Origin of the sequence: Nitrospirillum amazonense (genome assembly GCF_007828035.1) — a bacterium.
In the GTDB taxonomy this organism is placed as follows: Bacteria; Pseudomonadota; Alphaproteobacteria; order Azospirillales; family Azospirillaceae; genus Nitrospirillum; species Nitrospirillum amazonense.
Genome location: NZ_VITV01000003.1, coordinates 296673 through 310851 on the forward strand (window position 1 = coordinate 296673; position 14179 = coordinate 310851).

At 68.9% G+C, this 14179-nt stretch carries 14 protein-coding genes; 8 read left to right on the top strand and 6 right to left on the bottom strand.

Features of this window, described 5'->3' with window-relative positions; translation table 11 throughout:
- Positions 1-94: 94 nt before the first annotated feature.
- Positions 95-907, bottom strand: coding sequence for a citryl-CoA lyase (locus tag FBZ87_RS09280; RefSeq protein ID WP_145610060.1), 813 nt, complete (start codon positions 905-907; stop codon positions 95-97).
- A 62-nt stretch (positions 908-969) separates the two neighbouring features.
- Entirely contained in the window at positions 970-1533 is a 564-nt protein-coding gene (locus FBZ87_RS09285; protein ID WP_145610061.1) for a VOC family protein, read from the bottom strand.
- Positions 1534-1750: 217 nt separating this feature from the next.
- Here FBZ87_RS09285 and FBZ87_RS09290 point away from each other — a divergent pair, with 217 nt between their 5' ends.
- Together FBZ87_RS09290 and FBZ87_RS09295 are read left to right on the top strand one after the other, a co-directional pair.
- A complete protein-coding gene (locus FBZ87_RS09290; protein WP_186454668.1) occupies positions 1751-2719 on the top strand; it encodes a squalene/phytoene synthase family protein in 969 nt (322 codons plus the stop codon).
- A gap of 249 nt (positions 2720-2968) precedes the next feature.
- A complete protein-coding gene (locus FBZ87_RS09295) occupies positions 2969-3565 on the top strand; it encodes a superoxide dismutase (RefSeq protein WP_004274034.1) in 597 nt (198 codons plus the stop codon).
- Positions 3566-3676: 111 nt separating this feature from the next.
- Here the strand turns inward: FBZ87_RS09295 and FBZ87_RS09300 are convergent, their stop codons facing one another.
- Together FBZ87_RS09300 and yajC are read right to left on the bottom strand one after the other, a co-directional pair.
- Positions 3677-4054 (bottom strand): Mth938-like domain-containing protein, encoded by a 378-nt coding sequence (locus FBZ87_RS09300; protein WP_186454669.1) that lies wholly within the window; start codon positions 4052-4054, stop codon positions 3677-3679.
- Between the two features lie 117 nt (positions 4055-4171).
- Entirely contained in the window at positions 4172-4522 is a 351-nt protein-coding gene (yajC, locus tag FBZ87_RS09305; RefSeq protein ID WP_040849264.1) for a preprotein translocase subunit YajC, read from the bottom strand.
- Positions 4523-4775: 253 nt separating this feature from the next.
- Here yajC and FBZ87_RS09310 point away from each other — a divergent pair, with 253 nt between their 5' ends.
- Positions 4776-5678 carry an ATP-binding protein gene (locus tag FBZ87_RS09310; protein ID WP_246134315.1) on the top strand — a complete coding sequence of 301 codons (903 nt, stop codon included), beginning with the start codon at positions 4776-4778 and terminating at the stop codon, positions 5676-5678.
- 304 nt (positions 5679-5982) lie between these two features.
- Positions 5983-6462 carry a Ros/MucR family transcriptional regulator gene (locus tag FBZ87_RS09315; protein ID WP_145610065.1) on the top strand — a complete coding sequence of 160 codons (480 nt, stop codon included), beginning with the start codon at positions 5983-5985 and terminating at the stop codon, positions 6460-6462.
- Between the two features lie 102 nt (positions 6463-6564).
- Here FBZ87_RS09315 and torT read toward each other — a convergent pair whose 3' ends face one another.
- On the bottom strand, positions 6565-7740 hold the full coding sequence (gene torT, locus FBZ87_RS09320) for a TMAO reductase system periplasmic protein TorT (RefSeq protein WP_186454670.1): 1176 nt from the start codon (positions 7738-7740) through the stop codon (positions 6565-6567).
- A 329-nt stretch (positions 7741-8069) separates the two neighbouring features.
- Here torT and FBZ87_RS09325 point away from each other — a divergent pair, with 329 nt between their 5' ends.
- From FBZ87_RS09325 to FBZ87_RS09340, 4 genes are all read left to right on the top strand, one after another.
- A complete protein-coding gene (locus tag FBZ87_RS09325; protein WP_145610067.1) occupies positions 8070-9437 on the top strand; it encodes a DUF1800 domain-containing protein in 1368 nt (455 codons plus the stop codon).
- A 12-nt stretch (positions 9438-9449) separates the two neighbouring features.
- Positions 9450-10703, top strand: coding sequence for a DUF1501 domain-containing protein (locus FBZ87_RS09330; RefSeq protein ID WP_145610068.1), 1254 nt, complete (start codon positions 9450-9452; stop codon positions 10701-10703).
- Positions 10704-10792: 89 nt separating this feature from the next.
- On the top strand, positions 10793-11425 hold the full coding sequence (locus FBZ87_RS09335) for a phosphohydrolase (protein WP_145610069.1): 633 nt from the start codon (positions 10793-10795) through the stop codon (positions 11423-11425).
- On the top strand, positions 11422-13470 hold the full coding sequence (locus FBZ87_RS09340; RefSeq protein ID WP_145610070.1) for a tetratricopeptide repeat protein: 2049 nt from the start codon (positions 11422-11424) through the stop codon (positions 13468-13470). Before FBZ87_RS09335 ends, FBZ87_RS09340 begins: the two co-directional genes overlap by 4 nt.
- 57 nt (positions 13471-13527) lie before the next feature.
- On the opposite strand, the gene FBZ87_RS09345 is transcribed toward FBZ87_RS09340, so the two are convergent.
- Entirely contained in the window at positions 13528-14124 is a 597-nt protein-coding gene (locus FBZ87_RS09345) for a cadmium resistance transporter (RefSeq protein WP_145610071.1), read from the bottom strand.
- Positions 14125-14179 lie beyond the last annotated feature (55 nt).

Consider the following 14179-nt stretch of genomic DNA (forward strand, 5'->3'; position numbering starts at 1 on the left):
GCTGACCTGGCTATCCTCGCTCCGCTCCCGCGGCGCCCCTCCGGCGGGCGCAGTCGCGCCCTGGGGGACGACTCAACATCTCGTACCGCTGGCACTAATTCTCATCGGCGGCGAAGCCGTCCGGCGCCGGCCCGTCGTAGCGGATGGCGCCGCTGGCCGCGTGCGACATGCGGAAGCCGATGGGGTGCCGCTGCTCCTCCAGCAAATGGGCCACCAGGCTGGCGGTGCGCGCCAGCAGGGGGACGCCCTTGACCGCCAGCAGGGGGAAGCCCGAGTCCAGCAGCACGGCCGGAATGGCGGCCGACACGTTCATCTTCAGGGGCTTGCCCACCAGGTCGGGCAGCAGGTGTTCCGCACGGCGCGCCACCTCCATGTGCGGGCCCGCCAGCGACGCCTCCTCCGCCAGGGCGAACAGGCGCAGGGCGCGGGGGTCGCCGTCCTTGTGCAAGGGATGGCCATACCCTGGAATGGCCCGCTTCTCCGCGCGATAGGCGCGTACGGTGCCGGTGATGGCGGCATCCAGGTCGCCGTCGTTGCCCCCGGCCACGTCCAACACCTGGCTCTGGAAGCGGCCCGCCGCCTCGGCACTGCCCAGAATGACGGAGCCGCAGCCCAGCAGGCCGGCGGCAACGGCGCCTTGCAGAGCTTCCGGCGCGGCCGCCAGGGTCATGCGCGCCGCCTGCACGCTGGGCACCAGGCCATGCTCGGCGATGGCGACCAGCGTGGCGTCCAGCACCCGCCGCTGCTCCGGGCTGGGCAGCGTGCCGCAGACCAGCAGCCACACATGGTCCGTGAAGCTGACCGTGCCGATCAGATCCTGAACGAGGTCATGGCCCCGGACGATGATGGTCTCGGCATTGGAGCCGGAAATGGCCGTGGTCGGCGTCGTGTCTGGTCCGATCTTCATCAATGACTTTCCTTTGAAGGGCGGCGACGGCCGTCCCCCTGGCGTCGGTTGGGCGCCGCCGGTTACTGCGGGCGGTACAGGTTGTTGGAACGGTGGTCGCCGCCCAGCCAGCGGGCAAGGTCGGCATGCGCGTTGCGTTTGCGCTCCTCATCCGTGTCCTCGATGCCGGGCGCGTCCACCGTCAGCTCCACAATCAGGCCGTTGGGGTCGCGCACGTACAGCGACTGGCAATATCCATGGTCCAGGAAATAGCAGTCATCCGACGGCTCGGGCACGCCGGCGGCGCGGAAGCGGCTGTGGACGGCGGCTTGCGTGGCGGCATCGACCTTGAGCGCGATGTGATGGAAGGGCGAGGGCGGCATGGCCGGGCCGAACAGGGTCTGGTCCTCGGGGCTGGCGAACTGGAAGAAGGCCAGGGCGCCACCATCGCTGAGCGCGAAGAAGCAGTGGCAATAGACCCGATCGGCGCCGAACAGATGGTCGGTCTCGCAGTATGTGGCCACCAGCGGCATGCCCACCAGATCCTCATAAAAGCGGCGCGTCGCCTCCATATCCGCCGTGACATAGGCGTTATGGTGCAGCCGCAGCGGCAACCCGGCCCCCGCCGTTCCAGCCTGAACAGTCATGCCCGCCCTCCCTCTTTTATTTTCGTATATCGAATATATATTCGATGTTCGTATATTAGGCAAGCGGATCGGGTCCGTCAAGGCGGCCCCGTGCCGCCTGCCCCCTTCCACCCACTTCGGCCTCTGCCAAACGCAAGCTTCATCCGGCGGCCAAGCTCTGGCACTCTGTGCCCCTATTCATCCCGCGTCCTTCCGCTGCCCGGACAGAAGACCGCCCATGGCCGACTTCCGTATCAAGACTGCCCATTTCGGACGCACGCGCGCGGCCCCCCGCCGCCCACCCGTCCAGGGCGGCTATGCCTCGGCCCTGCGGCGGGTGCCCAAGGCCATGCGGCGCCACGCGGCGGCCTTCGCCTCGTTCCTGAAACTCGCGCACGACATCACGGGCGACGCCAACCTGGAGCCGGAGGCCAAGATCGCCCAGCTGGACGCGCTGGAACGGGCGCTGGTCAGCGGCGGCGGCGTGCCCTCATGGCTCAGCCCTGCCTTGGAACTGAAGGCCAGCCTGGCCGTCACCGGCGGATCCTCCCTTCACGCCCGGCAATTGCTGCAGGCCTTCCGCCGCGATGCGGAGGGGTACCGGGCGCGAACCTGGGGTGATGTGCTGATGGCCTGCCGGCTCGCGGCCAATCCGGTGGGACACCATATCCTGGAGCTTTACGGAGAAAGCGCCGACGCGCTGGCCGCCACGGACGCGCTGTGCACGGCCATCCGCCTACTGCGGGTGGTGCAGGAGTGCCGGGACGATTGGGTGAGGCTGGGCCGCTGCTATTTCCCTCTGGATTGGTTCGACGCGGTGGGTGCCAGCCCGGAACACCTGGTGGAACACCGGGCAACCCCGGCCGTGCGGGTCGTGCTGGACCGCATGCTGGACCGCATCGACCGCCAGTTGGACCATGCCCGGGCCCTGCCGGGCGCATTACGCGATCCCGGTCTGCGTATGGAAACAGCCGTCCTGCTGCATGCAGCCCGGCTGATGGCCGGACGCCTGCGCCGCCGCGACCCCCTGGCCCAGGGCATCAGCCTGGGCCCGCTCGCCCGCGGCTGGGTGGTGGTGCGTGCCCGGCTGGCCCTGGCCCGCAGCATGGCGGGCATGGCGCCGGCCCCACCCTCCGGCCCGCCCGTCGACCCAGGTGAGGAGGGTGATCAGGCCCCCCCCGGCCCGGAACGGCATCCGCAACAATAAGGTTAATCTTTCCGCCCCCAAACCGGTTCTATTCGCTTCCCGGGATGGGAATGTTCGTGTTACCCCCTTGCTCCGGGTGCGCAAACCAGGGCGCGGGCGGCTGCCCTGATGTGATCGCGCCCACATGCCTGGGCGTCTCCGCCAGGGCATGATTTCGTTGAAGAATAACGGTCCCGGTGGACTGGCGGCCCCCGCATGACGGCCGCGTCGGCCCACTCCCGAATAACCCCGTAGAAGACGAGGAAAACCATGGCTTTCGAACTTGCCCCTCTGCCCTACGCCAAGGACGCCCTGCAGCCCTACATGTCGTCCGAGACGCTGGATTTCCACCACGGTAAGCACCACAACGCCTACGTGACCAAGCTGAACGAGCTGATCGCCGGTACCGCGTTCGAGGGCCAGAGCCTGGAGGACATCGTCAAGGCGACCGCCGGCAAGGCCGAGTCCCAGGCCATCTTCAACAACGCCGGCCAGCATTGGAACCACACCTTCTTCTGGAACAGCCTGACGCCGAAGGCCTCGGCCATCCCGGGTGAGCTGGAGAAGCGCATCGTCTCCGACTTCGGCAGCGTCGAGGCCTTCAAGAAGGCCTTCGTGGACGCCGGCATCGGCCAGTTCGGCAGCGGCTGGGCCTGGCTGGTGGAAGACACCAAGGAAGGCAAGCTGAAGATCACGAAGTCGGCCAACGCCGACACGCCGCTGGCCCACGGCCTGAAGCCGCTGATCACCGCCGACGTGTGGGAACACGCCTACTACATCGACTACCGCAACCGTCGCCCCGACTTCCTGAAGGCCTTCGTCGACACGCTGGCCAACTGGGAATTCGCTGCCCAGAACTTGGGCTGACGAACCTCGGCTGATGACCCTGGGCTGAAAAGCCCGGGGCGGAAGCTCAAATGCGAACCCCGGCCTTCTTACGAGGGCCGGGGTTTTTATTCGCCTGAATTTAGGGGGCGCTCAAGCCGGCAGCAAAGCCGCGGCGACGCGGCGGCCTTCCGCCAGAAGAACATTATAGGTACGGCAGGCGGCACCCGTGTCCATGGCGTCGATGCCGCCCAAGCCGCGTTCCTTGACGGCACGGCGCAAGGTGGAGGTGAACAGCTGCATGGTGGGCCCGGTGCCCAGCAGCACGATCTCCAGCGGCGGCTGTTCGGCGATCAGGGCCGCGAAATCATCCGGCCGGAGGCCGGCGAACCCATCGACGGTCCAAGGGATGGTGCGGTCGGGGAAGACAATGATGGGCGTCTCATAGACCACGTTGCTGACGCGGAAGCGGCCGGGGCCGTAGGCGTCGATGACTTGGCGGTCTGCCGGGATCAGAGGGGTGATGTCCATGGGCTTCCAGCCCTCCCACAATGAAAAAGGCCTGGCACTCGCCCCTTGGGGGATGCGGGTGCCGGGCCTTTTACCTGGCGTGCGGCGGCGGCGGTTTCAAACCCGCCCCGCCCTGGCTCACTTGGAATCGGTCTCGGTCTTGGCCGGCTCGGTCTTGGCCAGCACGGTGGTGATGGTGCTGCGCAGGACGCGGAACTTCACGCCTTCGCCGGCGTCAATGGTGACCTCGTCGTTGTCGCCGACCTTGACCACGGTGCCGATGATGCCGCCACCGGTGACGACCTTGTCGCCACGGCGTAGCGACTCCAGCATGTTCTTGTGTTCCTTCATCTTCTTCTGCTGCGGGCGCATCAGAAAGAAGTACATGACCAGGAACACCGCCACGAAGGGCAGGATCTGCATCAGCGAGCCGGCATCGACGGGGCCGGCGCCGCCGGTGGTCTGGGCCTGGGCGGTGGACACGAACATGGGACGGTTGCTCCAGCGTGCGGGAATAACAAAAGCCAACGGGGCGGGCATGCCCACGTTTGGGCGCGACTATACCGACCGCAGGCCATGTTGCAACCCAATCTCAGACCCCCCATCGGTGCGGGTTGCCGGCCGGCGGCCATCCCCGTACCGTTCCCCGGTTGAATAGGCAGGCCGCCGCCCAAAACCGCCGCCACTGGCGGGGAAGTAAGGGATGGGCGCGATAAGAAATGGACAGAAGGAAACAAGCCCCGTGACCGCCCCCATTAGCACTGATTCCGCCTTGCTGCCGCTTCTGGCCCGCATCGCCGACGCGCTGGACCGGCTGGCACCGCCCCCGCCGGCACCTATCGACTTCCACGCCGCCGACGCCTTCGTCTGGCATGCGGAGGGGGATCGCCTGTCGCCGGTGCCTGAGGTTTCCAAGGTGGACATCAGCCTGCTGCAGGGGGTACAGCGCCAGCGCGACACCCTGTTGGAAAACACCCGCCGCTTCGCCCAGGGCCTGCCCGCCAACAACGCCCTGCTGTGGGGTGCGCGCGGCATGGGCAAAAGCTCGCTGGTGAAGTCGGTGCACGCTTCGGTGAACGAGGCGGCCGGCCGGCCGGCCGGCCGGGGGCCCCTGGCGTTGGTGGAAATCCACCGCGAGGACATTCCCTCCCTGCCCCGCCTGCTGGCCGCCGTGCGCGACAGCGGCCGCCGCTTCGTCCTGTTCTGCGACGACCTGTCCTTCACCAACGACGACGCCCATTACAAATCGCTGAAGGCGGTGCTGGAAGGCGGGGTGGAGGGTCGTCCGGCCAACGTGGTTTTCTACGCCACCTCCAACCGCCGCCACCTGATGCCCCGGGACATGATCGACAATGAGCGGTCGACGGCCATCAACCCGTCCGAAGCGGTGGAGGAGAAGGTCAGCCTGTCGGACCGCTTCGGCCTCTGGCTGGGCTTCCACAACTGCGACCAGGACACCTACTTCGCCATGGTCGACGGCTATGCCGCGGCCTTGGGCCTGGCCCTGTCCCCGGAGGAATTGCACGCCCGCGCCGTAGAATGGGCCGTCACGCGCGGTAACCGTTCCGGCCGCGTCGCCTGGCAGTTCATCCAGGATATCGCCGGGCAAGACATCGTCGGACAGCAAGCCGCGCCCGGCGCCTGAGCCGTTGAACCGCCGTTAACGGTTCATTCAACTTCCCCAGCGAAGCGTTTGAAACGGATTGGGAGTCGCCGTCAAGGCGACTTCCCATCCTCGGCATGTAACGGTTTACGGCTTCCGATTCTCTCGGGTTTTCGCCTTGATGGGGCCGGTAACTGGACCTTCCATTACTCTGTTCCCCCAAGTTTTCCCTCATTCCTGCAATTCCAAGGGGGAAACCACTTCTTTTCAATACAAACAAGATAAATTCGGTTATAGTCCGTCCAACAAAACCTGCAACAAGTGACAAACAACGCCAGGGCTGGACATGACACAACCGATATCCGATTCCAATGACGACCTGCAGATCATCGCCCTGACCGGAAAGATCGTCACGAGCTATGTTGCCGGTAACACGCTGGCCCCGGCCGCCCTGCCTGATCTGATCAAGCAGGTGCACGACACCCTGCGTCGTCTGGTCACGCCCGAGGAAGTGGTCGCCACACCGGCAGAGCCGCTGACCCCGGCCGTGCCGATCCGCAAGTCTGTCACACCCGACTACATCGTGTGCCTGGAAGATGGCCGCAAGCTTAAGATGTTGAAGCGCCACCTGCGCACCGCCTACGGCCTCTCGCCGGAGGAATACCGCGTGAAGTGGGGCCTGCCGTCCGATTATCCCATGGTCGCCCCCAACTATGCCGAGCAGCGCTCGGGCCTGGCCAAGGCCATCGGCCTGGGCCAGCGCTCCCGCACCGAGGGCAAGCCCAGCGGCAAGCGCCGCCGCAGCAGCAGCGCCGCCGCCGAGTAAGGTACCGCGCTCAGTGTCTGAGTAATGGAGAAGGCGGGCCCTGGCGTCCGCCCTTTTCATTTGGGCGCTTTCTCACCCCAATCTTAACCGTGAAGCGCCTTTTCATGATCCCCAGCCGGGTGGCGAGCCGCTCACGCCGGCCGGCGATGGGCTGGGCGGCACACTTGGCCCCCGGCGGGGCTCCAGGGGAGGCAAGGGGCGCAGTTGAAACCGCTCCCCCTCCGGCACGGCGATGCGGGACAGGTCGTAGCCGACCAGCCGCGCCTGGTCCAACCGGTCCACCGTCATGACGTTCCACACCCCGTGGGGTCGGCCCTCCAGCGCGCGCACGGCCAAATCCACTGCGATGCGCGCCTGCACGATGGGGGAATCAGACACCGCCAGCTCGATGATGCCGTCGCGGACCAGATCGGTGATGCCATCGGTGGCGTAGGTTGCCACCAGGTGGGTGCCACCGTCGTGACGGGAGCGCAGGTAGTTCGCCGCGGCCTGGATCGCCACGGCGTTGCCGAAGACCACGTCCACATCCGGCACCCGGTCGAACAGGGCGCGCACCAAATCCATCTGCGTCGCCATCCCAGTGGCGCCATAGCCGCCGTGGATGACCTCCACGCCCGCGCGTCGCAAAACGTCCAGCGCGGACGCCTCCATGGCATCCGCCCATTCGGCCCCCTTGGGCCCCGGCAGCCACCCCACCTTCAGCGGCCGGCCGGCCGCCTTTTCCCATTCCGCGCGGTGTTCCAGGATGTAGTTGGCGCCGAAGCGGGCGTTCTCGCGGAAATTCCCCAGGATGTGCGCGGTGACGTAGGGGGATGCCATGCCGTTGATAAGGTCGATCAGTGGCCGTCCGCCGTCGGCGATGGCGGCAGCCTGCGCGTCCAGACCATCGCTGGTGATGGCGGCGACGATGTAAGCGTCGGGCTTCAGCGTGCGGCAAGTGTCCAATTGCGCCTTTTGCACATCCAGCTTGTCATAGCCGCCGGCCTGATAGACGCCGATGACCACGCCCAGCCGTTCAGCCTCGCGCACCAGTCCCCAGGACACGCCCCACCAGAACTTGTCCTGCGTGCCCGGCAGCAGGGCGCAAATCCGCCAGGGATGCGCCGTCCGCGCCAGGGGGACATAGGGGCCCACCCGCCCGTCGCGCGATACCGATACCGGCGACCAGTCGTTCTGCGACACGTTGCCTTGCGACAGACTGGCCGGCGGTGGCGCTGCCTGGCCAGCCTCCGTCCCCGGCGGCACGCCCGCCTGCGCGATTCCCAGTCCGAAAACCACCCCCGTCATCACGAGAAGGCTACGCAGCCCCCGCCGCCGATGCCGGCCTCGCCCCCAAGCCATGCCTGCCCCCGCCTAGTCTTCCCCAATGCTGACACCCCCGGCGCGGCGATGAAAGGCGGACGGCGCCGGTGAGCCCACCATTCTTCCGCCATCGCGGGCACTGCAGGGTCCGGTCGGCGTCGGTCGTACCAGGGCCAAGACGGGATGTTTCCCTGGCGCCAAACGTGGCCCTGAAGCCGCCGGCCCTAAAGCCACCGGCCCTAAAGCCACCGGCGTGGAAGCACCGGGACGCCGATCGTGGAATCGGCTTGTTCGAGGACATCCGCATGACCCTGCAAGCGGCCATCGCCACCAACCGATTCGGCCTGGGCGCCCGCCCCGGCGATATCGCGGCGGCCCAATCCGATCCCCGCGGCTGGCTGGAGGCGCAGCTGGCGCAGGCCCCCGACTTGCCACCGGATCTGCGGGGGGTGGAGGACAGCGCAACCCGCCTGGCCGCGACCTACGCCGCCCGCAAGGAAAAGGACGAGGAGGCGCGCAAACCCCTCCGCGAGGCGCTGCGCGCCACCTACCGCGACGACGCCGCGCGGCGCACCCGGGCCGCGATCGCCACCGACACGCCCCTGCGCGAACGGCTGGTGCATTTCTGGTCCAACCACTTCACCGTCTCGACCAGCCGGCCCATCGTCGCCGCTGCCGTGGTTCCCTATGAGAACGAGGCCATACGCCCGCACGTCACCGGCCGGTTCGCCGACATGCTGCTGGCCGCGACCCGCCACCCGGTGATGCTGGCCTATCTGGACAACGCCGTGTCCGTCGGGCCGGACAGCCTGGCCGGCATCCGGCGTCAGCGCGGCCTGAATGAGAATCTGGGCCGCGAACTGCTGGAATTGCACACCCTGGGCGTGGATGGCGGCTACAGCCAGACGGACGTGCGCGAGCTGGCCCGCATCCTGACGGGCTGGAGCATTGCGGTGGAGCGGGATCGCGATACCGGGACCTTCCTGTTTCGCCCCAACCTGCACGAGCCGGGCGACAAAATCCTGCTGGGCCAACGTTACAGCGAGGATGGCATGGGCGAAGGCCTGTTGGCCCTGCAGCGCCTGGCCCGCCACCCGGCCACGGCCCGTCATCTCGCCACCAAGCTGGCGCGGCATTTCATTGCCGACAATCCGCCGCCAGCCGTGGTGGCGGCGCTGGAAAAAAGCTACCGCGACAGCGACGGCCATCTGGGAGAGGTCACCCGCACCCTGTTGCATCAGGATGCCGCCTGGGCGTCCGAGGCCCGCAAGGTGAAGACGCCGACAGAGCTGGTGGTCTCCACCGGCCGCGCCCTGGGGGCGGACATCCACCCTGCGGCGGACGATGGCGACACCGACATGAAGGCGGCACGCGCCGAGCCCGCCCTACGCTCCCTGGCGTTGCTGGGGCAGCTGCCCTTCGCCGCCCCCTCGCCCGCCGGCTGGCCGGACCAGGCCGCCGACTGGGTGGGGCCGGAGGCCATGGTGCAGCGTATCGACTGGGCATTGACCGTGGGGGAAAAGCTGGGCGACCGCATCGACCCCCGCCAGATCGCGGAGCAGGCGCTGGGATCGTTCGCGGGTGACGCCACCCGCCAGGCCGTGGCCCGCGCCCCCAGCGCCGCCGAGGGCCTGGCCCTGCTGATCTCCGCCCCCGAATTCCAGCGGCGCTGAAGGAGTGCCATCATGACCAGCTTTCTCCCCCTTAACCGCCGCGGCCTGCTGGCCGGCCTGGGCGGTGCCGCGGCGCTGTCGCTGCTGCCGCAGGTAAGCTTCGCCCGCACGGTGGGCGAGCAGCGATTCGTCCTGATCGTGCTGCGCGGCGGCATGGACGGCCTGGCCGCCGTCGCCCCCTATGCCGACCGCGACTATGCGGCCCTGCGCGGCCGCCTGGCCCTGCCGGATCCTAATGCCCAGGGCGGCGTGCTGGATTTGGACGGCTTCTTCGGCCTGAACCCGGCCCTGGCTGACATTCACCCCTGGTACAAGGAAGGCCAGTTGCTGGTCGCCCACGCCGTCGCCACCCCCTACCGCGACCGCAGCCATTTCGACGCCCAGGATCTGCTGGAGAACGGAACGGTGACGCCGCACGGTGTGGCCAGCGGCTGGCTGAACCGGGCCCTTGCGCAGCTGGGGGGCGATACCGGCGGGCGGCGCCTGGGCCTGGCCGTTGGACAGGGCGTGCCCCTCGTGCTGCGCGGGGCCGCCCCCATCGCCTCCTGGTCGCCATCACCGCTGAAGGAGGCGGACGGGGATTTCCTGGACCGCGTGGCGGCGCTGTACGCCAACGACCCCCTGCTGGCGAACGCGCTGAAGGCCGGTTTGGATTCGGCCAGCATGGCCGATCATGCCCTCAATACCGACGCCGATGGCGCCATGGACGGGGCGATGATGGCCGCCGCCCCCAAGCCCAAGGCCGTGCACCTGGATCCGGCTGAGCTGGGGACCGCCACCGGCCGCCTGCTGGCCGACGCGAACGGCCCGCGCGTGGCCGTCATGGATCTGCAGGGCTGGGACACCCATGCCCAGCAGGGCACAACCGCCGGCCGGCTGGCCGGGGCGTTGGGCAACCTGTCCAAGGTACTGGTGGCCTTGCGCGCCAGCCTGGGCCCCGCCTGGCGGCAGACGGTGGTGGCGGTGGTGACGGAGTTCGGGCGGACCGCCCGACCCAACGGCACCGGCGGCACCGACCACGGCACGGCCACGGCGGCCCTTCTGGCGGGCGGCGCCGTGCGGGGCGGGCGCGTGCTGGCGACCTGGCCCGGCCTGGCCGACGATCGCCTGTACCAGGGCCGCGACCTGGCGCCCACGCAGGATCTGCGCGCCGTGATGAAAGGCATCCTGCGGGACCATCTGGGCTTGGACACCGGCGCCCTGGACAAGGCCGTCTTCCCGGGCGGGGGCACCCCCGCCGCCGTGCGCGACTTGATCCGGACCTAGCCCTGACCCCATCCGACGCGCTATCTGTTGCAGGATGGCCCGTTACAGGACGGCCGGTTACAGGATGGGCGCGGAGGGAGGCGGCAGGCATGAGCGGTGAGGCACGGGCCTGGGTCAGGTTGCCTTCTCGGCGCCATCTGAACCTGCTGGCGCCCACGCCCCTGGACTGGGATGACGAGGACCTGGCCATGGGCCTGGCCCGCACCTACCGCTGGGGTGGGCACTCCCGCTGGCCCCTGCCCCTGTCGGTGGCCCAGCATTCCCTGACCGTGCTGGCCCTGTCGCGCGCCCAGGCCGAAAAGCCGCTGAGCCCGGCGGCGGAGTTGCGGGAACTGCTGCACGACGCCGATGAGGGCCTGTTGGGTTTCGACGCCATTTCACCGCTGAAGCCCTTTCTGGGGCCGGAGTACAAGGCCCTGGCCGCGCGGCTGGAGGGAGCGATCACCCTGCGGTACCAGATCCCGGCCTGGAACCTGACCACCAAGAAGAACCACAAGCGGGCTGATCGCATCGCCGCCGCCAGCGAAGCGCTGCACGTGGTCGGCTGGTCGCGGGACGAAATCCGCCGCACCCTCAAGATTCCCTACCAACCCCTGGACGATGATCCCCTGCATCAGGAATACGCCGGCATACCCTGGGAGCCCTGGCCCGCCGACATGGCGGCGGAGCGCTTCCTGGCCGCTCTGCGCGTCCTGCTGCGGAAGCGGGACGGCCAAGTATGAGCACGCCTCTGCTGGGGCGGGCGCAGGCCGCCCTGGCCGCCGGCCGCATGATGGACGCGGCCACCCTATACCGGGAGGTGGTGACCCGATGGCCACACGATGGCACAGGCTGGCTGGCCTTGAGCGTGGCCACAGCCGCCTTGGGCCAGGCGAGCGACGCGCTGGCCGCCGCCGAGCGGGCGGCGTCCCTGCTGCCGGCCCACGCCCCCGCCTGGGCCAACGTGGCGGAGCAGCGGCGGCAGGCGGGCCGCATGGCGGAGGCCGGCGCCGCTTATGCCCATCTGGCCGCCCTGCCCGGCCTGCCCGCCGACCTCGCCGCCGATGCGGAGAACGGACTGGCCCTGGTGGCCTGTGACAATGGCCAGCCCCTGGTGGCGGAGGCCCACTGGCGCCGTGCCATCGCCCTGGATCCCACCTTCGCCGGTGCCTACGCCAACCTGGGCAAGATGCTGTTCGACCAGCAGGCCATGTATGCGGCGCGCGCGGCCCTGCGTCAGGCGGTCACCCTGGATCCCGCCAACGGCGGCGCCCGCATGAATCTGGCGCTGGCCTACAAGGCGCTGGAACAGCAAGCGATGGCGGTGGAAGAGCTGCGCCGTCTGCTGGCCCAGCCTGGGACAAGCGAACAGCTAGCCTACGACGCCCGCTACAACCTGGCCCGCCTGCTGCTGCTGCGGGGACCGGGGGCAGAGGCCTGGACCCTGCATGAAAGCCGTTGGAAGGTTAGCCACTTTCCCTCCGTGCGCCGGTCTTTCCCGGTGCCGGTGTGGCAAGGCGACAGCCTGTTGGGCCGGCGGCTGCTGCTGTGGGGTGAACAAGGCCTGGGCGACGAAATCCTGTTCGCCAGCCAGGTGCCCGACCTGGCCGCCGGCCTGAGCGCCGCCGTGCGCGCCGCCGGCACCGACATCCTGCTTGAATGCGACGAGCGGCTGGTGCCGCTGTTCGCCCGGTCATTCGGCCCCATAACGGTGGTGGGCCGCCCGGCGGCGGTGGCCCGCAGCGGGTCGCGGGACACCTCCGCCGATCCGCGCACCGCCACGGCCACGACGCAACTGCCCACCGGCAGCCTGGCCCGCTATTGCCGGCCTACCTTGGCCAGCTTCCAGGCCGCCCGCCCCTTCCTGAAGCCCGATCCCGAGCGTGTCGCCCTGTGGACACGGCGGGTGTCGGCCCTTGGGCCGGGACTGAAGGTGGGGCTGTGCTGGACCAGCGGCCTGCTGACGGCGGAGCGGGCCATCAGCTACACCACCCTGGCCGACTGGCTGCCCCTGGCCCAGGTGCCAGGCATCCACCTGGTCAGCCTGCAGTACAACCGCGACATCGCCGCCGTCGAAATACCCCAGGCACGCGCCCGGGGCCTGGAGATCGCCGACTGGCCGGACCTGGACCAGCGCGACGACCTGGAGGGGGCGGCCGCCCTCATCTCCACCCTCGACCTGGTGCTGACCGCCCCCACGTCGGTGGGGGAGATTGCCGCCGGCCTGGGCGTGCCCACTTGGCGCATCTCCACACCCAGCCAGGACTGGAGCGGGCTGGGCACCATGGTCCGCCCTTGGTACCCCGCCATGCGCATCTTCCCCGCGCCCAGGGAGGAAGAGACCCTGGCCGACGTGATCCAACGCATGGTTCACGCCCTAGCGGCCTTGGCAGTGGACGCGGCCGCCGTCTCCCCGCCACTAGCGCCGCCGCCAACCCTGAACGACGCGCTGGCCCTGCACCAGGCCGGCCGGATGGACGCGGCGGAGGCGGCCTACCGCCGCCTGTTGGCTGATGGGCCGGCGGACGCCCAGACGCGGGGCGACGCCCTGCACCTGCTGGGCGTGCTGCTGCACCAGGTGCAACGGCCGATGGAGGCGGAGCCCGTGCTGCGTCAGGTGTTGGCGACGGAGCCTGGCTTTTTCGAAGCGTGGAACAGCCTGGGCGCCGTGCTGCTCGCCTTGGGACGGCGGACTGAGGCGGCGGAGGCCTGGCACACCGCTCTGCGCCTCAATCCCGGCTATGACAAGGCGGCGGCCAATCTGGGCCGCCTCGGTCCCTGCCCGTAAGCCGAAACGCCGCCGAACATTCCTGAGCGCGCCCGCATAGGCCGCCTCAAAGCGAACTCAGCCCAACCAGGACCGGACCAGCGCAAACGTTCCCGCATCGGCGATCACCCAGCCGCCGATGCCGATCAACACCCAGGGCAGCAGCCGGCCGCCCCAGCGCCGTACCGGCGGCCCGGCCGACGGGTGGGTGGCAAGCCAATGGGCCAGGGCCACCCAGGCGCCCGTCAGCACAGCGAACACCGCCACGGTCACGACAATCTGGCTGGCGTCCTGCGCGGCGAAAAGCGGCACGTAGACACCGATATTGTCCCCGCCCCCGGCTACCGTGACAGCGGCGACAGCCCATGCGCCGCCCTGGGCAGCAGGCGCGTCGCTTTCCCCCTCAGTACCGCCCTGCCACAACAGACGTACCCCCAGCAGGATCGGCGCCACCCCCAGGAATCCCAGCCAGACCGGATTCACCACCAGGGCAGCCAGGGCCCCCGTCAATCCGGCGGCCACCAGGATGGCGATGCCCAGGAATTGTCCCGCCGCGATGTCCCGGGCACGCCATCGCCCCCCGGCGAACAGCGCCACCAGGATGAAAAGGTCATCGATGTTGGTGGCGGCGAAGACAGCCACAGCCGCGGCGGCGCAAAGAAAAAGGGTGTCCATCGCGGGCGATGACGCCTTGATGGGCACCCTTTGTCAATACATGCCGCCAGGCGGC

Bases quoted from the DNA above. Each gene is read 5' to 3' on its own strand.
- FBZ87_RS09335 (WP_145610069.1), top strand. From the start codon at position 10,793: ATGAGCGGTGAGGCACGGGCCTGGGTCAGGTTGCCTTCTCGGCGCCAT.
- FBZ87_RS09340 (WP_145610070.1), top strand. From the start codon at position 11,422: ATGAGCACGCCTCTGCTGGGGCGGGCGCAGGCCGCCCTGGCCGCCGGC.
- FBZ87_RS09280 (WP_145610060.1), bottom strand. From the start codon at position 907: ATGAAGATCGGACCAGACACGACGCCGACCACGGCCATTTCCGGCTCC.
- FBZ87_RS09325 (WP_145610067.1), top strand. From the start codon at position 8,070: ATGACCCTGCAAGCGGCCATCGCCACCAACCGATTCGGCCTGGGCGCC.
- FBZ87_RS09300 (WP_186454669.1), bottom strand. From the start codon at position 4,054: ATGGACATCACCCCTCTGATCCCGGCAGACCGCCAAGTCATCGACGCC.
- yajC (WP_040849264.1), bottom strand. From the start codon at position 4,522: ATGTTCGTGTCCACCGCCCAGGCCCAGACCACCGGCGGCGCCGGCCCC.
- FBZ87_RS09315 (WP_145610065.1), top strand. From the start codon at position 5,983: ATGACACAACCGATATCCGATTCCAATGACGACCTGCAGATCATCGCC.
- FBZ87_RS09295 (WP_004274034.1), top strand. From the start codon at position 2,969: ATGGCTTTCGAACTTGCCCCTCTGCCCTACGCCAAGGACGCCCTGCAG.
- FBZ87_RS09290 (WP_186454668.1), top strand. From the start codon at position 1,751: ATGGCCGACTTCCGTATCAAGACTGCCCATTTCGGACGCACGCGCGCG.
- FBZ87_RS09345 (WP_145610071.1), bottom strand. From the start codon at position 14,124: ATGGACACCCTTTTTCTTTGCGCCGCCGCGGCTGTGGCTGTCTTCGCC.
- FBZ87_RS09285 (WP_145610061.1), bottom strand. From the start codon at position 1,533: ATGACTGTTCAGGCTGGAACGGCGGGGGCCGGGTTGCCGCTGCGGCTG.
- FBZ87_RS09330 (WP_145610068.1), top strand. From the start codon at position 9,450: ATGACCAGCTTTCTCCCCCTTAACCGCCGCGGCCTGCTGGCCGGCCTG.